The 22,382-nt window shown below is 62.1% G+C and carries 15 protein-coding genes and 1 pseudogene; 4 read left to right on the top strand and 12 right to left on the bottom strand.

Annotated features, from left to right (window positions below; genetic code table 11):
- Positions 1-4: 4 nt before the first annotated feature.
- Both MKK68_RS18890 and MKK68_RS18885 read right to left on the bottom strand, forming a co-directional pair.
- Positions 5-706, bottom strand: a complete 702-nt coding sequence (locus MKK68_RS18890; RefSeq protein ID WP_147726689.1) for a GntR family transcriptional regulator — start codon at positions 704-706, stop codon at positions 5-7.
- A 56-nt stretch (positions 707-762) separates the two neighbouring features.
- A complete protein-coding gene (locus MKK68_RS18885; RefSeq protein ID WP_147858914.1) occupies positions 763-3,720 on the bottom strand; it encodes an FAD-binding and (Fe-S)-binding domain-containing protein in 2,958 nt (985 codons plus the stop codon).
- A gap of 114 nt (positions 3,721-3,834) precedes the next feature.
- On the opposite strand from MKK68_RS18885, the gene MKK68_RS18880 reads away from it, so the two are divergent.
- Positions 3,835-4,926 carry a low specificity L-threonine aldolase gene (locus tag MKK68_RS18880; protein WP_147858926.1) on the top strand — a complete coding sequence of 364 codons (1,092 nt, stop codon included), beginning with the start codon at positions 3,835-3,837 and terminating at the stop codon, positions 4,924-4,926.
- Positions 4,927-5,062: 136 nt separating this feature from the next.
- Here MKK68_RS18880 and MKK68_RS18875 read toward each other — a convergent pair whose 3' ends face one another.
- Together MKK68_RS18875 and MKK68_RS18870 are read right to left on the bottom strand one after the other, a co-directional pair.
- The gene (locus tag MKK68_RS18875; RefSeq protein WP_244032346.1) at positions 5,063-6,481 is read right to left on the bottom strand and encodes a TadE/TadG family type IV pilus assembly protein; all 1,419 of its coding nucleotides are present in this window, start codon (positions 6,479-6,481) and stop codon (positions 5,063-5,065) included.
- Between the two features lie 301 nt (positions 6,482-6,782).
- Positions 6,783-7,043, bottom strand: a complete 261-nt coding sequence (locus MKK68_RS18870; protein WP_147729719.1) for a PepSY domain-containing protein — start codon at positions 7,041-7,043, stop codon at positions 6,783-6,785.
- A 125-nt stretch (positions 7,044-7,168) separates the two neighbouring features.
- Here MKK68_RS18870 and MKK68_RS18865 point away from each other — a divergent pair.
- Positions 7,169-7,822, top strand: a pseudogene (locus MKK68_RS18865) (magnesium chelatase domain-containing protein); the annotation flags it as partial.
- A 701-nt stretch (positions 7,823-8,523) separates the two neighbouring features.
- On the opposite strand, the gene MKK68_RS18860 reads toward MKK68_RS18865, so the two are convergent.
- The 8 genes from MKK68_RS18860 to MKK68_RS18825 all read right to left on the bottom strand — a co-directional run bounded on the left by MKK68_RS18860 (position 8,524) and on the right by MKK68_RS18825 (position 20,152).
- Positions 8,524-11,310, bottom strand: a complete 2,787-nt coding sequence (locus MKK68_RS18860; protein ID WP_244032345.1) for a phospholipase D-like domain-containing anti-phage protein — start codon at positions 11,308-11,310, stop codon at positions 8,524-8,526.
- Complete coding sequence (locus tag MKK68_RS18855) at positions 11,307-14,252, bottom strand: anti-phage-associated DUF1156 domain-containing protein (protein WP_244032343.1); 2,946 nt, start codon at positions 14,250-14,252, stop codon at positions 11,307-11,309. Before MKK68_RS18855 ends, MKK68_RS18860 begins: the two co-directional genes overlap by 4 nt.
- Before the next feature lie 19 nt (positions 14,253-14,271).
- A complete protein-coding gene (locus MKK68_RS18850) occupies positions 14,272-14,862 on the bottom strand; it encodes an anti-phage-associated DUF3780 domain-containing protein (RefSeq protein WP_244032336.1) in 591 nt (196 codons plus the stop codon).
- On the bottom strand, positions 14,859-17,996 hold the full coding sequence (locus MKK68_RS18845; RefSeq protein WP_244032334.1) for an anti-phage-associated DUF499 domain-containing protein: 3,138 nt from the start codon (positions 17,994-17,996) through the stop codon (positions 14,859-14,861). Before MKK68_RS18845 ends, MKK68_RS18850 begins: the two co-directional genes overlap by 4 nt.
- An 11-nt stretch (positions 17,997-18,007) precedes the next feature.
- Entirely contained in the window at positions 18,008-18,220 is a 213-nt protein-coding gene (locus tag MKK68_RS18840; protein WP_244032329.1) for a hypothetical protein, read from the bottom strand.
- A gap of 140 nt (positions 18,221-18,360) precedes the next feature.
- Positions 18,361-19,125 (bottom strand): ImmA/IrrE family metallo-endopeptidase, encoded by a 765-nt coding sequence (locus MKK68_RS18835; RefSeq protein WP_244032322.1) that lies wholly within the window; start codon positions 19,123-19,125, stop codon positions 18,361-18,363.
- Positions 19,125-19,559, bottom strand: coding sequence for a hypothetical protein (locus tag MKK68_RS18830; RefSeq protein ID WP_244032320.1), 435 nt, complete (start codon positions 19,557-19,559; stop codon positions 19,125-19,127). Before MKK68_RS18830 ends, MKK68_RS18835 begins: the two co-directional genes overlap by 1 nt.
- Positions 19,556-20,152 carry a hypothetical protein gene (locus MKK68_RS18825; protein WP_244032318.1) on the bottom strand — a complete coding sequence of 199 codons (597 nt, stop codon included), beginning with the start codon at positions 20,150-20,152 and terminating at the stop codon, positions 19,556-19,558. The genes MKK68_RS18830 and MKK68_RS18825 overlap by 4 nt, the downstream gene beginning before the upstream one ends.
- A gap of 187 nt (positions 20,153-20,339) precedes the next feature.
- Here MKK68_RS18825 and MKK68_RS18820 point away from each other — a divergent pair, with 187 nt between their 5' ends.
- The gene (locus MKK68_RS18820; RefSeq protein ID WP_244032316.1) at positions 20,340-20,543 is read left to right on the top strand and encodes a hypothetical protein; all 204 of its coding nucleotides are present in this window, start codon (positions 20,340-20,342) and stop codon (positions 20,541-20,543) included.
- 62 nt (positions 20,544-20,605) lie between these two features.
- The gene (locus MKK68_RS18815; RefSeq protein ID WP_244032314.1) at positions 20,606-22,381 is read left to right on the top strand and encodes a P-loop NTPase fold protein; all 1,776 of its coding nucleotides are present in this window, start codon (positions 20,606-20,608) and stop codon (positions 22,379-22,381) included.
- Position 22,382: the final 1 nt, after the last annotated feature.

Genomic DNA, 22,382 nt, shown 5'->3' with positions numbered 1-22,382 from the left:
AGCCTCAGTCGGCGGCGTCCGCCGGCAGGTCGGCGGAGGCCTCGCCGAAATTGGCGGCGATCACCGGCTTCTTGCCGCGGATGTGCTCGCGCATCAGCTGGGAGAGCGCGGTGCCGTCGCGGGCCCGCAGAAGCTGCACCATGCGGTCGTGCTCCTCGATCGCCCGGGTCCACTGCTCGGGCGTCTGGTGCGCGGAGTAGCGCGAGCGCTGGATGCGGCCCGACAGGCTGCGATAGATCCCCGCCAGCGTCGCGTTGCGGCTCGCGGCCATGATCGCCTCGTGGATCTGGCGGTTGAGGCGGAAGTAGCCGGCCTCGTCGGAGGCCTTCCACATCCCGACCATCGCGTCGTGATCCGCCTGGATCGCGGCGATCTCGTCCTCGGTGACGGTGCGGCAGGCGAGGTCGGCGGCCGTCGCCTCGAGGCCGGCGATGACCTCCATCATCTCCTCGATCTCCACCTGGGAGATGCTGGCGACCCGCGCCCCGCGATTGGGCAGCAGCTCGAGGTGGCCTTCGGTGGCCAGGATCTTGATCGCCTCGCGAAGCGGCGTGCGCGAGATGCCGAAGCGTTCGGTGAGCTCGCCCTCGTTGACGCGCGCCTTGGGCTCCATCTCCCCGGATTGAATCAGCGCCCGGATCCGGTCCGCCACCTCGTCGTGAAGATAACGTCGATTGATGCCGAGGCCGGGATCGATCTTGTTCATGCGTTCGATGCAATCGCGGGCGAGCAGGAGGCGCCCCTGTTTAGGCGCCTCCGAAATCAGTGTCGAGGCATCAGGGCTCGGTCCAGGATCCTGATCACATGTTCTGCCTCCAACCCGAGCCCGTCGTGGATCTGGTGGCGGCAGCTGGTGCCGTCCGCGACCACGAGATCGCCGGGGCCGGCCTTGCGCAAGGCCGGAAACAGCGACAGCTCGGCCATCGCCAGCGAGGTGTCGACGGTCTCGGCGCCGTAGCCGAAGGCGCCGGCCATGCCGCAGCAGCTCGATTCGATCGGGCGCACGTCGAGCCCGGGCACGCTGCGCAGCACGCTCTCGACCGCGCCCATCGCGCCGAAGGACTTCTGGTGGCAATGGCCGTGCAGATGCGCGACGCGGCCGCCCTGGTCGGCGAAGTCCGGCGCGATCAGGCCGGCCTTGAGGTCGGCGGCGAGCAGCTCCTCGATCAGCAGGCTCTGCTTGGCCAGCAGGTTCGCGTCCGGCCCGGGCAGCAGGGCGACGAACTCGTCGCGGAAGGTGAGCAGGCAGGACGGTTCGAGGCCGACGACGCGGGCGCCGGCCCTGACGAAGGGCAGGAGCGCGTCCAGCGTCCGTCGCGCCTCGGCCCGCGCCCGGTCGGTCTGGCCCGAGGCGAGCCACGTCCGCCCGCAGCAGAGCGGGCGTTTGCCCTTGGCGGGAAAGACGCGGTGCAGCCGATAGCCGGCGGCGACGAGCACCCGCTCGGCCGCCTCCAGGTTCTCGCGCTCGAAGGCGCGGTTGAAGGTGTCGCCGAACAGGATCACGTCGCGGTGCTCGCCCACCACGTCCTGCGGATGGGCCGGCTCGCCGGTCTCCTTCCAGGGCCTGCGCCAGCGCGGCAGCGAGCGCCGGGCGGAGAGGCCGGCGACCTGCTCGGAGATCCGCGCCAGCGCCGGCACCCGGTCGCGCAGGTTGAGCAGCGGCGCGAGCCGGGCGGCGATGCCGGCGTAGTGCGGCATCGCGCCGATCAGCCGGTCCTTCAGCGGCAGGCCGTGGCGGGCGTGGTAGTGGTGCAGGAACTCGACCTTCATCCGCGCCATGTCGACGCCGGTCGGACATTCGCGGCGGCAGGCCTTGCACGAGACGCAGAGGTCCATCGTGCGCTTCATCTCGGGCGACGTGAACGCGTCCTTGCCGAGCTGGCCCGAGATCGCCAGCCGCAGGGAGTTCGCCCGTCCGCGGGTCAGGTGCTGCTCCTCGCGCGTGACGCGGTAGGACGGGCACATCGCCCCGCCGGCGAGCTTCCGGCAGGTGCCGTTGTTGTTGCACATCTCGACGGCGCCGCCGAAGCCGCCGGCCTCGGGCCAGTCGAGCGCCGTCGCCTGCGGCTCGCTCACCCGGTAGTCCGGCGCGAACCGCATCAGCGTGCGGTCGTCCATCCTGAGCGGGCGCACGATCTTGCCCGGGTTCAGGCGGTTCTCCGGGTCGAACGCGTCCTTGACCGCATCGAAGGCGCGGGCGAGGCGCGGCCCGAACAGGGGCGCGATGTATTCCGAGCGCGAGATGCCGTCGCCGTGCTCGCCGGAATACGAGCCCTTGTAGCGGCGCACCAGCTCGGAGGTCTCCTCCGCGATGGCGCGCATCTTGGCGACGTCGCCGCCCAGCTTCATGTCGAGGATCGGGCGGACGTGCAGGCAGCCGACCGAGGCGTGGGCGTACCAGGTGCCCCGCGTGCCGTGCTTGGTGAACACGTCGGTGACGGCGTCGGTGTAGTCGGCGAGGTGCTCGAGCGGCACCGCGCAATCCTCGATGAACGAGACCGGCTTCGCGTCGCCCTTCATCGACATCATGATGTTGAGGCAGGCCTCGCGCACCTCCCATACGGACTTCTGGCGCGACGGCTCGTGGATCTCGACCACCGCGTCGGGGAAGCCGTGGTCGGCCATGCAGGCGTCGAGGCGCTTCAGGTCGCGCTTCAGCCCAGCGAGATTCTCGCCGGCGAACTCCGCGAGCAGAAGGCAGTTCGGCGTGCCGCGGGTGATGTCGGCGAGCGTCGCGCGAAACAGCGGGATGTCGGCGCCGAGCACCAGCACGTTGTTGTCGACGAGCTCCACCGCCACGGGGTCGAGGTCGACGATGTGCCGCGTGGTCTCCATCGCGGCGCGGAACGACGGGAAGTGGCACACCCCCATCACCCGGTGCGCCGGCAGCCGCGAGAGCTTCAGCGTCACCGAGGTGGTCGCCGCCAGGGTGCCCTCGGAGCCGACCAGCAGGTGGGCGAGGTTCGGCCGCGCCTCGATCAGCGCATCGAGGTTGTAGCCGCCGACCCGGCGCTGGACCTTCGGGTATTTGTCTCGAATTTCCTGGCGCTCCGATTCGGCAAGCGCGATCATCTTGCGCGCGAGGTCTTCCGCGCGGGCCGAGCCGGTGACGCCGTCGGACGCGTTGCCGGTCAGCCCGAAGCCGAAGGCCTCCGCATCGTGGAACAGCGCCTCCATGGCGAGCACGTTGTCGCTCATCTTGCCGAAGCGCAGCGAGCGGGCGCCGCAGGAATTGTTGCCGGCCATGCCGCCGATGGTGCAGCGGGTCGCCGTCGAGGGCTCGACCGGGAAGAACCAGCCGTCGGCCTTCACGCGGGTGTTCAGGCGCTCCAGCACCATCCCCGGCTCGACGGTGACGGTGCCGGCCTCGGCGTCGTAGTCGCGGATGCCGTTGAAGTGACGGGAACAGTCGACGACCAGCCCGGAGCCGATCGGCTGCCCGTTCTGCGAGGTGCCGCCGCCGCGCATGATCACGGGCACCCCGTGCTCGGCGGCGATCGTCAGGGTCGCGGCGATGTCGGCCGCGCTCCGCGGCAGCACCACGCCGGCCGGCATGATCTGGTAGATCGAGGCATCCGTCGCGTAGCGTCCGCGTGTGAAGGCGTCGAACCGGGCCTCGCCCTGCAACGCCTCGGCGAGACGCCGCGCCAGACCCGCTCCGTTCCGCCCCGCGACGCGTGCGCCCTGTCGTGCACCCTGGGGCGCCGTTCCAACCGCCACCTGCTCGGCCCTCCGTGCGACCGAACGCGGCCGCCTCTCCTAAATGTATTCAAAATTCATTTTTAGGGAAAGATGGCGCGCATCGCCTTCGCGATCCTGCGCGGCCATGGCACTATGGCGCCGCAACCCCGCCCAGAGGCAAGCCTTCCCGTGACGATCGATCTCTACAGCGACACCCAGACGCGGCCGACGCCGGGCATGCGGGAGGCGATGGCGCGCGCGGTGGTGGGCGACGAGCAGTCGGATTCCGACCCGACGACGCGCGAGCTCTGCGACCGGGTCGCGGCGCTGCTCGGCCAGGAGGACGGCGTGTTCATGCCCTCCGGCACGATGTGCAACCTGGTCTCGATCCTGGTGCAGACCCGGGCCGGCGACGAGATCGTGGTCGACGACCAGTCGCACATCTACAACACGGAAGCCGCCGGCTCGGCCGCGATCGGCGGCGTCTCGGTGAGGGCGCTCCCGACGTCGGCGGGCGTCTACACGCCCGAGGCGTTCCGGGCAGCGATCCGTCCGCCGGCGCGCACCGCGCCGCGCAGCGCCCTCGTCTCCATCGAGCAGACCACCAGCTTCTCCGGAGGCTCGGTCTGGGACCTGGCCGACATGCGGGCGATCCGCGACATCGCCCGCGCGCACGGCCTCAAGGCGCACATCGACGGCGCCCGTCTCCTCAATGCGGTAGCCGCCACCGGCATCCCGGCGAAGGACTACGCCGAGGGGTTCGACAGCGTCTGGCTCGACCTCAGCAAGGGTCTCGGCTGCCCGGTCGGCGCGGTGCTGTGCGGCTCCCGCGACTTCGTCGTCGAGGCGTGGCGCTGGAAGTACCGCCTCGGCGGCGCCATGCGCCAATCCGGCGTGATCGCGGCCGCCGGCCTCTACGCGCTCGACCACCACGTCGATCAGCTGAAGACCGACAACGCGCATATCCGGCTGATCCACGCGGCGATCGCCGACGTGCCCGGCCTGCATTTCGATCCGACGGCCGGGCAATCGAACATCCTGTGCTTCGGCGTCGCCGGCCTCGGCGTCACCGCCTCGGACTTCGCCGAGGCCTGCCTCGCGCACGACGTCCGCATCCGCGCCATCGGCAGCCAGATCCGGGTCACGACCCATCTCGACGTCGACCGCGCCGGCGCCGAGCGGGCCGCCGAGGTGATCCGTGCGACGGCGTTTTCGTTCGCCGGGCGCCGGGGGGGCGTTCGTTGATGGTCGAACCCTGACGGGTGATACCCACATCGAGGGTTCGCATTCGATCCCTTGCAAACATCAGAAAGGTCGCTTGCGACTGTCGACGAGGCAAAGGCCTACGGTCGGGTTGGATAGATCTCCGCCGGCCTGTGTTCTATTGTGTAAGGACGACCTTGCCGTTGACGGGCCCGACACCCTTGGGCACCGGCACGCTCGTCGCGTCGTAGTTGGCGTTCAGATACAGTGTTGGACCGTCGTAAAGGTCGAGGAGCTGCACGACGATGACCGTGTAGGCCGACTGATCGCTCACGGCCGCGCTGCCGTCGATGATGAGCCGACCGGCTGGCAGGTAGATCGTGCCCAGCATCGTGCGGGCATTGTTGCTGATGATACGGTACTCGCGCAGCGGCTTCGAGGGGGGAGATGGCGGGGGCGGGGGTGAGCCTTTCGGGCCCGGTGGTGGTGGAACCGGCGCGGACACGCTTGGCTGCTCTGTCATCAGGAAGCCCGCCAGGGGGCCGCTCACCGGTGCCGACAGGCTGATCGTGGTGTTGGCATCGAACCGCAGACCAGCGGCGTCGCCCATGAAATAGAACCCGACATTCTGACCCGACATGCTGGCTTGCTGATCCACGATCAGCGGACCGTCCTTGATGATGTAGACGCCCGGGTTGAGCGTGACCTTGGCCGTTCCGGTGATGTGCAGGCCGCCGCAATACGTGCCGGGATCAAGCGTCGTGCTGGCCGTCACCGCAACGTTGCCGGCTGCTGGTCCTCCCGGTCCCTTTCCTGGGCCAGGGCCGGCCGCCGAACTCACCGTCACGCAGCCCCCGGGGGGCGGTACGGTCACGATGCTGGCCAAAGGATCGTTGATCGCAGGGCAACCCGTGGTCACAGGCGGCGCGAAGTTGGCGCGGGCTGTGCTCGATCCACCGACGCTGCAGATCCTGTCAGCCTTGGCGATGGCGTTGTCGTCACCCTGAATGGCCTTGGCATCTTTGGAGTTGGCATAAAGGGAGCAAGACGTCGCCGACAGGTTCGCGTTCTTCTCCAGATGCAGGCTACCCGTAGCAGCGGGATCGAGGGTGAGCAGGCACAGGCGCATCTTGCCCATGACCGTCGCGGTCGAGCGGGCTGTGATCGGCACCACCTTCACGCCGACGAAGGCTCCGAAGGTGAGCTTGAGATTGTCGGTCGCGCTGGCTGAGACGCCGGTCTTGTCACTGGTGACCGAAACCTGCACGGTCAGGGGCCGATCAGGCGGGGAGGGTGCATTTTCGATGATGATCCGCTGAACGATGCTGGCCACCGCAGTCGAATTCGATGGCGCGAGCTTCAGGGCATTACCTGCCGCGAGCGTGGCATTGTCGACGGCGCTCTGCAATTGGCTACGGCGATAGGCTATGCGGCTGTAATCGATGCCGCCGCCAACCAAGCCAAGGAGGACCACGCTGGTCAACGCGAAGATCAGAGCGACTGCACCGCGGCGATCCGCATGGAAGCGTTGCCAGGTCTGCAGCGCGCGCTGCCAGTAGGGGACACGGTACGCGTGGGTGCGGCTTTGCCGAGCCATTCAGGTACCGTTTGCGAGCGCGTTCCCCCGAACGCCCACACAGCAGCACACACACGTTAAAGATGCATTGGCTCTTGGTCTTCAGCGCCTCGGCCTCTGCGACGTGCCCAGTCCCGAACCTCGCCTACACCTCGACGGCAGGCTTGGATTGAAGGCAAAACGTCCGCTTCGGGGCAAACGGCCAGGGTCCGGTTGCCACTCTTCTCGGAGGTTTGGCTACAGGTACCAAGCGTCGGATTTCGACCCCTGGCAGGGTGGGCGCCGGTCGGCAGAGCCGCACGGCGCCCGCATCGTCCCTGCGCTACTCGGCCTTGCGCTTGACGATGGCGAGGGTCTTCGGATCGAGCTTCAGGTCGAACTGCTTGCCGGAGCCGTCGACGGCATCGTCGACCTCGATCATGCCGTCGTCCAGCTCGATCTCCTTCCACTGGGTGAAGCCTTCCTGCTTCAGCATCGCCTCGACCTTGGCCTGCTGGTCCGGCGGCAGCTTCTCGTCGGCCCGCGCCGCACCGGACAGGCCGGCGGCGAGGACGAGGGCGAGGACGGTGGAAGTCGGGCGCATGGCGGTTTCCCTTCGTGGTTGTCGACCGGCGGAGAACAGCCGCGCGAGGAGCCGGTTCCTGAGGTTGTCAGGCTCATAGGCGCCGCCTAGGCTTACTTTCCCGTAAGCCGAAGGCTCCTCACGTCATGGTCACCCGCGTCGCCACCGTCGCCTTCGAGGGCATCGAGGCGCGTGCCGTCGACGTCCAGGTGCAGATCATCCCCGGCGCGGTAAACTTCACCGTGGTCGGCCTCGCCGACAAGGCGGTGGGCGAATCGCGCGAGCGCGTGCGCGGCGCGCTGATCGCCTCGGGGCTGGCGATGCCGGCCAAGCGCATCACCGTGAACCTCGCCCCCGCGGATCTGCCCAAGGAGGGCTCGCACTACGACCTGCCGATCGCGCTGGGCGTGATGGTGGCGATCGGCGCGCTGCCGGCCGACGCGCTCGCCGGCTACTGCGTGCTGGGCGAGCTGGCGCTCGACGGCACGATCACCGCGGTCAACGGCGTGCTGCCGGCGGCGATGGCGGCGGCCGCGCGCGGGCTCGGGCTGATCTGCCCGGCCGCAACCGGGCCCGAGGCGGCCTGGGCCGGCGGCGACCTCGACGTGCTGGCGCCGCGCTCGCTCATCCAGCTCGCCAACCACTTCAAGGGCACGCAGGTGATGGCCCGGCCGGTGCCGGCGGTCGCCGCCCCCGGGGCGCCCCTGCCGGACCTCCGCGACATCAAGGGCCAGGAGGGCGCCAAGCGCGCACTGGAGATCGCGGCCGCCGGCGGCCACAACCTCTTGATGTCAGGTCCCATTTGCTTGACGGTGGTAAAGCCTGGGCGATACGGTCCGGCACCATGGCAAAGGCATACAGCTACATTCGATTTTCGCGCCCCGAGCAGATGCGTGGAGACACCCAGGGCGACCAACGCGGCGGCCACGATGCGGGCATACGCCTGCGGAGGGAAGGTCTCCGCGGCCAGGGCAAGCCGGCGGAACACCTCACCGATGTGGCGCGCGGTATCTTCCGTATCCGGAGGTGGCGCGGTCAAGGCGGGGGGAGGAAGGCGCTTAAGTGGAGCGGGAATGTCGGTGTTGTCTTGGATGACATCGGTCATGGCGGACTCTCGGGCCACTGGACGTATCGACGTCAGTTAGGCCCCTGGAGCGATCCGGGAAACGGGCGCGGTCCTGCCAGATGGCAGGCGGCGGTGTCTCGCTATGAGTTCGGGGAGGGGCACGGGCTGATCTGCTTCTCAGGCCGTTCGCTTGTGAACGGATGGCGAACAAATGCAGCTGGAATTGTGGTCAGTCAACAGGCCTTGGCGGTTCCTGGCCGCCCTCGGGAACGGTTATTTTTGCGAGCGGTGGATCCCTGTGGAAGATACCCCCAAATTTATGGCAATCGACGAGCTCACCCTTACTCCTAGGGCATTGTAGATAAAACGCCTTCACCAAACTCAACCTGTGATCCTACATTTAGGTAGGCTGAGTCGTGCACGGTTTGACCGTGCTCAAGCCTTTCGAAGGGGAGCCGCTCGCTCGCCCCAGCCTCGTGACAATCGTTCGCTCACGTCATGCCGGGCGAGTACACGCTCACACATTTCCCATGGCGGCCCCGAAGCATCGACGTCACCAGCATATCGGAGATCGAATGCGTTCGCCTTTGCGCGGCGGATCGTGAAGTCGCGTAGCGCTTCATCCAACTTCTCGATGTCATCGATCCACTCGTCGTCAATCACGTCAGGCAAAGTGCCGAAAACGTCGTAGCGGTCACGCATGCGAGTCGAGAGGGTTTCGTAGACCTTTTCGTCTCGCGTTCCGTGGTAAACAAGATTCAGCATGTCGACCTTGTCCCGTCGCTGTCCGAACCGCTTGATCCGACCAATCCTCTGCTCCAAGCGGGACGGGTTCCAGGGCAGGTCGACGTTGATCAGGGTGCCGAGTGTCTGAAGGTTTAGGCCCTCGCATGCCGCATCCGTCGCGACCACAAGCCGGATCGCACGCTCCTTCACGGCTTTCTTGATCTGCTCACGCTCAACGCTGCGCCATTCTCCATCCAGCAGAAGACCGGACTTGCCGGCGCCAGCGTAAACGGAAACCGTTTCGCCGGGCATCCGAGCGCTCAGCCTCTCCGCCACCCAACGCGTGGTGTCGTAGTATTGGCTGAACACGATGCAGCCCAATTCGAGCCACCGTCGGGTGATCAGGAAGTGGAGGACTGCGTCAAGCTTGGGGTCGGAGGGGTGCGGTCCTAGGCGGTCGAGAATATCCTGTAGGTGCCGCCGTTCCTCATCCATGATCTCGGCAACCCCGTCGCCGAGATCCGACATAAGGTCGTCGTCTTCCTGCGCGCGATTTTCCAGGAGCTTGGTAGCTGTCGCGATACCGCTGGCGAAGCTCGAACAAAGCCGTTGGAGCACCAACCCTTTCAGAAGCCCGGCAGATTTCCGACGCTTGCCGAAGGCGGTAGTAAACTTGGTAGCGGCCTCGTACGCAGCGTCGAAATCGTCCGACGTACGGAGGCCCACGCCGTCGAACATGGTCGGGAGGGCCTGCCCAGGCATTGGATGGATGTCGACGGGGATGCGCGGGATCAAGCCCTTCTCTTCCAAGGTCGAGCGTTTGCGCAGTACTACGTGCCGAACGACCGGATTGTTGCGCTGGAAAAACGAGAGCCCGTTTCGGTCGGAGAGAACTTCTTCCTCAAAGAATGGCTTGTAGAATCCGTCCTCGTCAGGGATCTCGCTGTAGGGGAGATCGCACACGAACGACGTGGGGGATTGCCCGACCGCGGTCCTCATCTGCCCATAGATGACTTCGGGTTCATCGCTCGGCGCTAGCGGATTACGAAAAAGCGTCCATGCCTCGCGTTCGTCCCGTGGACGCCTCTCGCCCGTGATCAGGGGGATAGCCTGGGAGGACTTCGTCCACTCGCTCCAGGCATCCCCAAGCACCTGCGGAGCGTTTCTACTCAGGATCCTTAGGAGGTCCCAGAGATCCTCGACATCGGTTTGGATCGGGGTTGCCGTTCCTAGGAGGAGGTGTCGGGTTTTCCGGGCAGCCTCAAGCATGAAGGCGAACAGGTTGTTTGGTTTACGTTCGTCGGCGCCCAGGGCCTTTGCGCCGCGCGCCCGATGCGCCTCGTCCAGTACGATCATGCCGTACGTTTTGGTAAGAAGGAGTGTCCGCTCACGGGTATCGTGGAAGATCAGACCTGTGGAAACGATTCCGATTTGCCGAGGGCATTTCGTGATCCCCTCGGGCCCGGACCAAGGGAGCGGCATTTCATCCGGATCGAGTCGCCATGCTTTTTTCGACGAGAGCCAGACCGCAGACGGGATGTTGAGCTTGTCCTTCAGTTCGATCTGCCACTGCGTCGTCAGGGTCGACGGACAGAGGATCAGGACCGGTCCGTCCCCGAGGAGCGACGAGAGCAAGGCTGCACCGGCCAGGGAGAGGGTTTTACCCACGCCCACCTCGTCAGCGAGCAGAAGGCGGACGTCGCCATAGGTCTCGCGATGTTTGAGGAACAGGCTCACGAAGGCCCGTTGCCACGGCATCAGGCTCTCACCGCCACGATAGAGGTCGCTTTCGACAAGCGCACCCGGCAGAACCTCCTCCGGGGAAAGCTCCTCTAGCTGGACCTCGACGCGCCTGGCGCTCCGCCCGATCTCCTCGATGATAGCGTCAGGAAGGGGCTTGCCGCGTTCCCAAAGGTATTCGAACTCATCCTCTACCCAAGCCACTCCGTCCGGCGACGTGTCTTCCCAGACAAGCTCGTAGTTCGAGCTCCAGCCCTCGCGCGTCTCGTTCAGGCTGCCCATGAAGGCGGACGCCGATCCGTCCGGCCGCCTGATCACGCCCGCCTTCCCATGCAGGAAGGGCGCCTCCCTTCGAGAAACAACACGGACCTCGACGTTGCCCTTCGTCAGGATCTCGTAGAGGCGTTTGTAGCGGGGCCGGCGAAGGAAGCTTTCGACTGAGTCATCGACCTCGTTCCACCGTTCCTTGAGAAGCTGGTCGCGGGCATGTTTCGCCGCGTTGATGTCCTCGGGATCGAGGTCGGCGTTGCAGACGATTCGAACTTTTCCGATCCCACCCAACTCCTCGTTGACCAGGTCGAAGATCGACGAGCGGAAGTAGCCGGCGATCCGATGGTACTCGCTGGCACCCTGTAGCTTGTCCTTCAGGAAGACATGCGAAAGCCGGCCAAGGCGGGAGGAGAACCGGTCCAGGGTTCCACCGCCTACGATCCCGGTTGTAATCCGTCCGGCATGAAGTTGTGCCAATGGGTTCACCCGAGCCGCTCGTTGCGGATAAGGCCATAGAGGATGCCAGCGGCGCGATGCTCGCCTTCGTCGACTCCCTCTCGCTTGCGACCAATGTACGTGGTGATTGCAATGATGTCTTCGCGAGCAGCCAAATACCCTGGAACCAAGTCCTTAAGATGAGAAAGCACGATATCACCCTCGATCTCCGCCTGAAGTTCGTACAAAGCGAACAAGACGGCACGTGTAGAGGATGGTCCAAATTCACGGATCTCAAATCCACCCTTCTTAAAATCTTTAGCACGCCTTAGCCGTGCTTCATTTGGTATCATTGAAGCCATTAAGACGTCATAATCACTGACTCGAAAAGCTTTCGCAAAATTCTGATAGTTATCAAGCTTTTTTGCGCCGGTGGTTTCAACATCCATCATCTTAAAATAAAATCGCTCAACGCCTGTTAGATGCTCCCATACCTTGGCATTCATTCCTTCGGGGACCATGTGTTCATTCGCCACCTGGACGGCAAAATCGATGATGTCTGGCACCAATCCACGTTCACCCCTAACGCGTGGGCGCAACGCTTCTTTTGTCATATCGACCCCGTCAATCTTTGTGTATCTTGTCAGGATACGAAGTGCAGCCGCGTAACCAGCCATTTGAAGGTCCGCGTCCTCGAATAAGTTCTCAATACGGCCTTGCCCTTTGAGGTTTTGGTTTAAGCCAACCATTGTGTCTATCTGCTCAGCTACCTCAACACGGACCTCCTGAACTACTTCATCTTTGTAGCCATTTTCAGCCTGTCCGCGCTTACACAACACCAAAATAACAGTTCCCTGAACATACCCTCCTTTTTTTAAGTCAGAGGAAGTCTCTGTTGCGATGTACCAAGCCGCTTTGACTTGAAGACCAGAGCCCCAGAAAATCTGTGCCATATCTGCCCACACGCCTGCATCTTGGTGTGTAAACATGACAATCTGTATGCCATTATCCGGCATATTTATCGCCATTGCTGTGTAGGCGGCGACCATGGATTTGCGAAACTCTTCGCCTTCGCCTTTGATGGCGAGCGGGCGACGAGAGTCCCACAGCCACTCGTTAAATGGCGAAGGCGCTGTTTTTCTAAGCCAAGCAATAAAATATTCTGTAATCTCGTGATAATTGATGGCGTCAGCATAAGGAGGGTCAGTTACCCAAATATCGCATATCTCGCTTACATCTTTTGCATCTCGTGTAACTATGTCGACTTTCGATTCGATTGGGAAGGATTTAGTGGCAACTATAAATGACTCGCGGGTCCGTAGGAAAGCTGCTTCACCCCAGTTCGAAAGAGTATTAAGGGCCTGATTCGAAAAGACATTAGTAGTAAACTCTGATCCACCGGTGTCCCTACCTGAATTCACCCACCTTGTTAATTTACTCACAAAGTCTAGCGTTCCAGAGAATGAAACTATCATTCGAGGGTCGACAGCAGGAGCCTGCGCAATCAGTGACATGGTGAGGAGGTGTCGTTTAGAAAATAAATGGTGCCAATACGTCCACCCGCGCTCTCGCATCGGCTGACTTGTGTTGTCGCCGGGTTCAATCTCCATATCAGGAATTAGACCTGAGTTTTGCCATTCCGTAATTCTTGATCGGACGATATCTTCGACAACTTTCTCACGCTTGATATCTTCGGGAGTCACTCCCCTAAAAAAGGTTTTGTGACGAGGCTTGTCCAATGTGTCTCGCGTAATCCATTGAATGCAGTATAAACGCTCCTGAAATACATCTTCGGGCCTTGGTTGAAAATCTTCCTTAGTCCATCTCCTGAGTGTATTGCCTGATTGGCCTCGGCCCTTGTTGTAATCTCCTCGTAGCTCTGCCATTGAAATACGATACGTCTGCCCATCTAGATCATAGATTAAGTCGCGCCCTTGAAGGGTCCCAGTCTTTGCGCTTGCTGCCTCTTCATCGGTGACTGAGGTGCAAATCTCGATATCAAATCTTTTCTCATCATGATTTGGTTTAAGGCGGGCAATGACGTTTCGCTTACCGGAAATCAGCCATGTTGCTGATATTGGCACCAGCCAACCAGTTTGCGGACAGCGTGTTTCGAGGCAGTAGAGATATGTTTTTGCCCTGTTTCCTTCATCGTCAAACTCAACGCCTAAGTCTTTAAGCTGAACGTCTACATTATCCAAAAAATTTCGCTGAGATGATTGAAACTCCGACTGACAAAGTTTGTCCTTACCAACTAAGTTGAACGCAGCCCAGGTCAGCATGGCAGCGACTGGATTAAGATCCGATGCAAAGGCTTCACATCCCAGTCTAGCTGCTTCGAACGGAATGGAGCCCCCACCGCAAAACGTGTCACCGACTCGGGGCCGGTGCCCAAATCGCATTATTCCAAGCTGCCTAACAATTTCATCAACACTATCTGCGTTGGTGCCAAGATGTAAATTTATGGTATTAATATGTTCAAAGTACAAGTTTGCTTCATCAATTTCCTCGGGGCGGAAAAGCTTATCAATGCGCTTTTGATAGGGAACAAGAGCCAGCACTCCAGCCATTGCTTCAATGCGAGACGTCTTATCTTCCTTAGTGTTGCGTTTATTGTTATTAACTTTTAACAAAACCTCTTGTTGTTGACGGCTGCCAAACCGTTCGATTTCGTCTTGAGTGGGCGATATCTTTATGCGAGCGGCAATCTGCGAATTGCTAATACCCATCAGCAACTCAAATACTGCTAGATCTTTCTCGTGATCATCTGTTGCAGGAAGGAGGGCGCCCAGTATACAAGCCCTCACCAGAACAAGGGGCTTTCGTCCTTTCCAGTAAGAGCCGGTTGCAGTCAACGATTGGCCTGGCCCTGATTTTCTTTCTTTTTGTGCCTCTATTGAAATTTTCTGAACTGGCCAAAAGCTCTCAATCAGAGAAGGCATACCTCTCATTGAGTTAGGCACGACTGAAAGCGACAAGCTGGGTTTACGCATTGTTGGTCTGCCTGCCGCTTTATTTGAATAGAGGCAATTGGGGGCGGTCGATATCATTCAGTGGGCGTCGTTTTGCCCGTGTAACCGCGATCTCATCGCCACCAGGCGTTTCTGTCAGCGCAACTCTGATTGCCTTTCTCCACCCTATGTCGGTGTCTTCAGCTAAACCAGTAAGCGATGCGGACATCGAAAACAGCCACCAGCGCTCTTCCGGCTTCAAGCTCGCCCAAATCCTGATGGCATTCGGTATGAGGTCCTTGTTCGATACCTCTATACCCCAGGCGAGCACACATAGTTCGCGACCCAGTAAGCGCTCAACAGAGTTTCTACCCGACGACCATCGACTCGTCGCGAGCTCCTTTTCTTTTAAACGCTCGTTAAGGACGCGCTTAGCTTCCTCGGCAATGGCCGTCCAAGCCGCACGAGAAAGGCGGCATCGTTCAACGGCGTCCGGCAATCCACTCGATCCACTTTTTAGACCGAATCGTTCTGTAATTATCACCGGTTCTGTGCGTGCCGTAGGTATTTCGACCGTGAAATGATGCGGATCAATCTCGTCCGGAACGCCGAACCCGATAGTCTTTCTTGCGGTGGTCGTAGGCTTCTTCATTGGACCACCTCGGCAGGGTCGACCGTCACGACAGCCCCGACTTCCTCCAGGAATTCGGTTAGCTCACGTCCGCTGCCAAAGCTCATCTCCCCGAATCCGAATTCGATTTCCGCGGTTTCGTTTGCGAGGGCCTGACGGGCCGCTGCGACGAATGTTTCGATAGCTTGGGCAGTCAGATTGGCGCCTGGACCAAAGCGAGTGAGGGCGCTTACGTCTCCCTTGCCCGCGGTGACGGATACCCCGTTCCCGAACATCGTGTTGGTCCGTTTGGCCGCGCGGAGCGTGATGAACGTTTCTTCCGTGGTCGCCAGCTTGAACTTGCGTCGGACGGACGCCGGTTTGTCTGGATCGATAATGGCCTTGCCGCCGGTGACCGGCCGGATCGTGAAGGTTTTGGTCGTCGAGACGCCTGCGTCCTCGGCGTAGACGTACAATGTCAACTCGCCGTCCCCGGGGACCTCGATTGGCTTGTTGTACGGCTTGCCCTCGCGAGCGTTGGTGCCATCCAAGTTCCAGCGTATTTGACCACGCGGCTTGACGGTGAGGGCGACGGTTCGCTTCCCCATGATCTCACGCGGATCATGCGTGATCGTCAGGCTGTTTTGCCAACGTTCCGGGTCGCCGGTTTCATGCTTACCGTCCGGGTCGACCGCAAGGAACCACAACACGGTGTCGTCGCGCTCGACGATCATGTCGGAGAGCACGGGAGACGACGAGGAGACCTTATCGTCAGGCCCGACGTGAACGCGGGCATTCGGCCCAGCGTTGATTGGCGTGATCTCGATGGTGGCGACGCCTGTCGCGTCCTCGCGCTGGCGTGTTGCGGCCTTGACCGCGGTACGAGGCGCTGGGAACGGACCCTTCTCTACATACCCATCGCCGTTGTCCCGCCAGTCTCCAGTCGAGACGGAGCGGCGTTTAAGCTCCTCCAGCCCCTTGATAGGCAGCCAAGGCCAGCGCACGTTCGATATTGCGCGTTCCTCGACGTCCTTCCACCTCGCTCGTCGATCAGCCGAAACCCAGAGCTCGTTCTCGGCCCTGGCCCTTAAGCTATCCACATTCGTATCGTCGACCGCTCGCTGCAGCTTCGAAGCGCCCGTCGAGGCGAGAGCTTCCTCGACGGCTGTCTCCCCGTCGATACTGCTTCCGTCCTTACCCTTACTCGATGTCAGCTTCAGCGCGACGTGGACCAGCCCGTCACCTTCCTTCGGTATCCTGGCCGGGTAGTAGACCCGATTAAAGAGGTTGATCAGGGTTGCATTGAAGTCGAACTCTGCCTGTTCGGCCTCCTCGTTGAGCTCGGCGACATTCGGCGACCTGTCGCCACCGTCCTCGTCCCGCACCTTGGCCACAGCCCAGATGCGTCGGATCTTGTCCTCCAGCTTGCCCATGTCGGAACCGTCGCCGGTCACGACGCAAAAGTTGTTCTTCTGCGTGATGGCCATGAACAGCCGCTTCGCGTCCTCGGGGGGCACACGCTTGTCCGGACTCAGAACGAGCAACAACCGCCCGCCGTTCGGCTTGATGTCCTCGACCTTGGGAAGCGCCTCAACCTGGGCATAGGCGATCCTCCGGCGCGGTTCGAAGACGCCCATCAAACGCCGCTGCATCTCGGCATCGACCTTGGGCTGGGGAGCGGTCTCAGCGTACTTTTCGATTTTCTTCCGCAGATTCTCGTTCTTCGCGAAAACCCATGCGTCGTTTTCACGACGGTGGAGGTACCAGCACTCCGTCCTGAGGTGCTCGAATGCCTCATCGAACTGAATCGCCGACCTATGGGGAGCAACGAGGTTCTCTATGATCTGAGGCTTCGCCAAGCCCTTCACCGCGCCGTTCGCTTCCGGCAACGAGGCCATCATGACAAGGCGCGCGACTTGGCTTGCCGCGTCATTTCCCGTCTGGTCGTCAATCGTTTGGGCGTGGGCGCGCTCCGAAGCAGAACCTGCGATATCGTGTGCGATGGCGCCGGATAGGTCGTAAATATTCGTGATGGCGTCTTTGATGTCGGTCTGCGCCATGTCAATGTGTTGGCACCCTACGAGATAGACGTCGTTCAGCGGCCTCGCCTGGACGGAACGGACCATAATGGCCGCGAGGGTCATCAGACCGCGGGTCTGGCGGAAACGCTCGTTGTCCTTGAACAGCGCTAGGATATGCTTGAACGAAGGATGGAAGGGGTAGGACGCGGTAATCTCGTCGGCGATCTGGGTTGCCGATTTGGCCACCGTCTTGGACTTCACTGCGTCCGATATGGATTCTGAGAACGCCGAGGCGACGGCATCGACGATTGCCGGTTCGGGGACCTTCGTGAGGAGGCGTGTCCGAAGGATGTTGTAGATCTCGTCGGACCCGAGCTCGACCGGCGTAATCCCTTTCGCCTGCCGGCCCGCCTCGGCCTGGAAGTCGCGGGTCACCCTCTGGACGAGTGCGGTGATCTCCTTCGTCGCTCCTTCGTAGGAGCCGGTCAGGTTCGAGATGACCACGCAAAGCCGCGGGCATTCCTTCTTGAGGGCAGCGGACAAAAGGTTCGACAGGGCGTAGGTCGTGACGTCGGCCAGTGTGCCGCCGCCTACGGCCTGCGTCACCGCATTGTTGAAGTAAGGCGGCAACTCGTCGAGAAGGATGAGCGTCGGCTCGGAGCCGATCAGGGCTATCCAGTCCTTCTCATTAGGCGCACGCGGTACGCCCTTGTAGAATTCGAGGAAGCCGTCCGGCTTGCCGAGTTGCTCCGCGATATCGCCCCAGAGGTGCTTCTCTCGGGATATCGACCGACCTGAGATGGCGACCACCCTGGCCATCTCAGGTGTGAAGCCCTCCGTGACCGAACTCGGGACAAGCTTCGCGACGTCGGGATTGGCGGCCAGGTAGCCAAGCGCGAGCATCGAGTGCGTCTTGCCGCCACCCATCGCCTGCTTGAGCTCGAAAACGGCCTGCCCTGATTTCCCGGCGAGGCGCTGCAGCCCCTGGCGTAACAGGGTAGCCATGCCTCCGGTGACATAAGTTTTATCGAAAAAGGTTTCGGCCTCGCCATGCGTATGCCCGACCAGATCGGCCAAGTCCTCGATTTGGTCGCTGAGAGCATAATCGATGGCCTTCGGATCGAAGGCGCAGGCATCACGAACCGTTTGCAGCATGAACGCGTCCCTCAATCCTCAGCCGTCTTTGCGGCCTTGTCAGTCCTGCGCCTCAACCAGTCGCGCAGGGCCTCGTCCGTAATGGCCGAGGCGGTGGTATCGTCGTCGACGGCGACCTTCTTGACCTCCTTGATGACCTCCTGTGGCAGGTAGACCAAAAGCTGACGTCGACCGTCGGCACGCCGGCGGCCTGTCACCTTCTCGTCTGCCCCAGGGTCACTCACGGATAGCCAGATAGCCAAATAGCAGAATGTTGCGATTGCACCCTCGCATGCGATTCGGGGTTGTACAACCTAAACGGGGGCTTGCTCCGCGGGATCGCGCAGGAGCGCTGGAGGCACCGCATCACCGTGGGCGAGCATACCTAACCGGTGCCGCTTTCCGGCACCGTCACGATGGTGATGACCTCCCCAAGGACGGAGACAAACGACTGTTCGCGGACCTCTTCGTCAGCGCATCCCCGAAATTCGAACCAGGCATCGGCCCCAACCTTTCGGGCCGCCGTGCTTCCGGTCCCGCCGCTATGAAGAAGCTCGTACGCGAAGCTTTCCGGATCGATGTCGTTGCGAATGCGCCAACGGGCTGAGACGACCTTCGACGACCAAAACCATCGGCGCCCATCCAGACCGTCCCGGACCATCACGATGGGGAACCTGTTCGACTTGACCACCTTCAGAAGGGTTGCCGTCCGGCTTGCTTCGAAGGTGCCGGACAGGTCGTCGAGGGCCTGTAGGGAAAGCGACCGTATCCGTCTGATAGCTGGTTTGAACATGAAGGTCGGGAGCAGCAGGTCGGATGCGAAATCATCAGCCTGACGCTCGGGGTCCATGGCATTTCGGGCGAACCCACCGATGTCCTTGGATGTGCAGAACAACAGCTTGTTCCGGTGCAGCAGCCAATGCCCGATCTCGTGGGCAATCGAGAACCGTTGACGCTTTGGGATGCTGAGGCTGTTGACCGCTATGATCGCGAGCCTGTCGTTACCAACGATGGTGGCCTCGCATCGGTCCATTGGGCGGTACTTGACGTACGCTCCCTGCGAGAAGGCAATGGCTTCCAAGTCGATGTCGCGAGGATCCTTGATGCCAAGCTCGACCAGCAGTCGTTCGGCCGGGCTTACAGTGGCCATCAGAGGTCGCCCTCGTCCTTCCGAGCGCTGAGACGGTCCAGGTCGGCGAGGTCGTCCAACAACCCGTCCTGATCGCGTTCCGAAAGACCTTCGCCCTTTCGAGCCGCCATCATCATGCCGGTGGCCGAAGGCGAGCCGACGCGCATCGCCGCAAGGCGCTCGCGTCGTTGTTGTAGGTCATCGATATGACCGACGCCGGGAGTCCCGCGGAAAGCGGCGAGTTCTTCCTTGGCCTTTCCGAGGCGAGCCTGGGCGCATTCGTTTTCCGCTGCGGAAACCAATGCACGTAGGCCGGATAGAACCGACTCGGGGGAGAGCCCTTCCTCCATGAGATCCGTCAGCAACTCGCTCTCGGAGCTTTCCAGGATGTTCTCCAGGAAGGCGTCGTCGATCAACGAAACGGGATTTGTCTTCACGGGCTTGGCGGAGCTCATAACCCCAATCCCTCTGACCAGCGCTTCTCGACCGCCCGACGGATGCGCCGGATCACGTAGTGAACCCTGTTGGAGGGTAGGTCGACCTCGGCGCAGAGCGCCGCGCCCTTCAATCCCTCGGTCAGGGCGAGGATGACAAGTTGCGCCTCATCGTCCCCATCGAAGAGTGTCATGATCGCATCCACAGCATCGGTGTTCTCCCGCTCCATCAGAAGCGCTTCGGGGTCTAGGGTTGGCGAGGGTAATCGTTCAGCCAACGAACGGCTGTCGACCCGGCCTCCCGACACGACCGGGAAGGGCGTGTCGAACGGGACTTGCCGGCGGAGTTCCTTGCGGCGATGGCTCGCGGCGCTGCGGATCGAACCCGCAATGAACCTGACGAAGGCGACGTGGCGAGGGCATTTCCGCTCACGCAGGAATGCTTGGCAGAGAGCGCTTTTCAGCAGGGCACCTGGTTCGTAGTCGGTGCCGGCCCGATAGCGAGCATCGACCTTCCGTAGCCTTAGCAGTTCGGCGTCGGTCAGCGCTCCAATGGCAGCGCGGACCTCGGCGTCGTCGAGGGACCGGTCATCCGGTCCCGTCCCCCCAGCCATTCCCAACTCCCAATGCCGGGCAAAACCCCTGTCTCAGAATTTATTTTGGCGACGTAGTCCGAATCCCGCGGTGTCGTCGGCCCAGGGAGTGAGGATGCCAGCCTCTCCGGCAGACGCAACCTGCACGAGACGTGTGGAGGCCGCGGCACACGGAAATTTGCGGCTTGAGAACACCTGAGGTGACGGAATGAAACAGCCTGGTCTCGACGGTCGTCATCGCGACCAGAACGGACAGATCCGACAGAAGAACGGGACAACGCAGGTGGGCACGTTGCGTGAGCAGTACGGCGAGGGCTTCGCCGAAGGGCGCCGCTCGGACATGCACCTCAAGACGCTGCTCGAACGGGAGGGGGCCAGTTCGCTAAGCCAGCTTCTGAAGAAAGGAAGCTGAGTTCCTCGTGGCCGCACCTCGATAGGCGCGGCCGATGCGGTCTTTCCCGCGCGGAGTGTTTCATGTGGGCCGACACTGATACAGACGTCGATTATCTCAACTACTCGGAAGTGGCCGAACTGGTTGCCGAGATGGTGGGCAGCGAGAGGTTGCTGCCGCTGTCGCTTGGTGTGTTCGGGACCTGGGGCACGGGGAAGTCGACGGTTCTGCGGTTGGTGAAGCGAGAGCTTCAGAACACTCCGACCAAATACCTCTTCATCGACTTCGATGCGTGGCTCTACCAGGATTTCGACGACGCTCGTGGCGCCTTGATGTCCGTGATCGCGAAGGCACTGGCAGACGAGGCCCCGGAGGGGCTGCAAGCCAAGGCGAAGTCCTTCCTGGGACGCGTGAACAAGCTGCGGGCGCTCGGCTTGCTGGCCGAGGGCGGAGCCGCCTTTGCAGGGTTCCCGGCGTTCGGGATGTTGAGGAAAGGCGTCGAAGGTGTCGGAGACCTTCTGTCCGGTACCGCCGATGACGAAGACTACGAGGCGATGGGGAAGGCCGCCGGTGAGGTCAAAGACAAGGGAAAAGGCCTTCTGAGGCAGGCGACGAAGGTCAGTCCTCCCGAGGAGATCACCGCCTTTCGGAAAGAGTTCGAAGTGCTCCTCAAGGGCATTGATAAGACGCTCGTCGTGGTCATCGACAATCTGGACCGATGCACCCCGCCGAACGCGATCCACACCCTGGAAGCGATCCGTCTGTTCCTGTTTTTGCCCCGCACCGCGTTCGTGGTCGCCGCGGACGAGGACATGGTTCGCCACGCCGTCTCGTCGTATTTCAAGAACCCCTCCGAGCGTCTCGTTCAGGATTACCTCGACAAGCTGATCCAGGTGCCTGTGCGTGTGCCGCGTCTCGGCGTCCAAGAGGTCAGGGCCTACATGCTGCTGCTGTTCGCCGAGGCCGCAGGCATCGAGGGCGAAAAGATGGAGGCGTTGCGGAGCTACCTGATCGACCAACTGAGGCAGGTCTGGAAACCTGACGCCAACTTCAGCATCGAGCAGGTCGTCGCCGTGCTCGACATGGCCGATCCGGAACCGTTGCGGCGGACCCTCGACCTCGCCGACCGCATGGCGCCGCTTCTCGCCTACTCAGCGAACGTCAAGGGCAATCCGCGCATCATCAAGCGGCTGCTGAACATCGTCCGGATGAGGGCTTCGATAGCACGGAAGCGTGCGATGCCTATCGACGAGGCCATCATTGCAAAGCTCGCCCTCTTCGAGAGGTGCACCTCGGTTTCGGCAGTCGACGCGCTCCACGATGCCATCAACGCCGGCAATGGGAAGCCCGAGCTGCTCGCCAAGATCGAGGCGATGGACCCGAACGACGCCGATTTTGAACAGGCGCTGCCGCAATCGATGCGGACCCACCTGACCTTCCTTCGGGATTGGGTCGGCCTGGACCCCAAGCTCGGTGGGTATGACCTGCGGCCGGCGGTCTACCTCGCGCGGGAGACGGTGCCCGTCAGGACGGTGGCGACGCTGCTTTCGCCGGCAGCCCTGGCGGCGGTCGAGGTCCTTCGGGCCATCCGCACCGTGAGCTCCCCAGCCGCGCGTGACGCCCTCGCCCTGGTCGACCAGAGCGAGCACGTGCCGATGATGGACGCGCTCGTGCGGGATATGAGGCGCAACTCGGAGTGGATGCGGTCCCGGGACGACTTTCGCGGCGCGGTCTACCTCGCCGACGCCTCGGCGGGTGCCGGGTCTACCCTCTCGCGATTCATACGCTCGCTCGATCTGCCACGTCGTCCGCCTTGGATGTCGACGATGCTGAACGGCAAGCCCTGGGCGGAGGTCTGAT

Origin of the sequence: Methylobacterium sp. E-016 (genome assembly GCF_022829745.1) — a bacterium.
Classification (GTDB): Bacteria; Pseudomonadota; Alphaproteobacteria; order Rhizobiales; family Beijerinckiaceae; genus Methylobacterium.
The sequence above is the reverse complement of the archived record's forward strand: the minus strand, read 5'-3'. Positions and strand labels throughout refer to the sequence as shown.

Bases quoted from the DNA above. Each gene is read 5' to 3' on its own strand.
- MKK68_RS18890 (WP_147726689.1), bottom strand. From the start codon at position 706: ATGAACAAGATCGATCCCGGCCTCGGCATCAATCGACGTTATCTTCAC.
- MKK68_RS18825 (WP_244032318.1), bottom strand. From the start codon at position 20,152: ATGGCTGGGGGGACGGGACCGGATGACCGGTCCCTCGACGACGCCGAG.
- MKK68_RS18845 (WP_244032334.1), bottom strand. From the start codon at position 17,996: ATGCTGCAAACGGTTCGTGATGCCTGCGCCTTCGATCCGAAGGCCATC.
- MKK68_RS18815 (WP_244032314.1), top strand. From the start codon at position 20,606: ATGTGGGCCGACACTGATACAGACGTCGATTATCTCAACTACTCGGAA.
- MKK68_RS18830 (WP_244032320.1), bottom strand. From the start codon at position 19,559: ATGAGCTCCGCCAAGCCCGTGAAGACAAATCCCGTTTCGTTGATCGAC.
- MKK68_RS18875 (WP_244032346.1), bottom strand. From the start codon at position 6,481: ATGGCTCGGCAAAGCCGCACCCACGCGTACCGTGTCCCCTACTGGCAG.
- MKK68_RS18835 (WP_244032322.1), bottom strand. From the start codon at position 19,125: ATGGCCACTGTAAGCCCGGCCGAACGACTGCTGGTCGAGCTTGGCATC.
- MKK68_RS18870 (WP_147729719.1), bottom strand. From the start codon at position 7,043: ATGCGCCCGACTTCCACCGTCCTCGCCCTCGTCCTCGCCGCCGGCCTG.
- MKK68_RS18820 (WP_244032316.1), top strand. From the start codon at position 20,340: ATGAAACAGCCTGGTCTCGACGGTCGTCATCGCGACCAGAACGGACAG.
- MKK68_RS18850 (WP_244032336.1), bottom strand. From the start codon at position 14,862: ATGAAGAAGCCTACGACCACCGCAAGAAAGACTATCGGGTTCGGCGTT.
- MKK68_RS18855 (WP_244032343.1), bottom strand. From the start codon at position 14,252: ATGCGTAAACCCAGCTTGTCGCTTTCAGTCGTGCCTAACTCAATGAGA.
- MKK68_RS18880 (WP_147858926.1), top strand. From the start codon at position 3,835: ATGGCGCCGCAACCCCGCCCAGAGGCAAGCCTTCCCGTGACGATCGAT.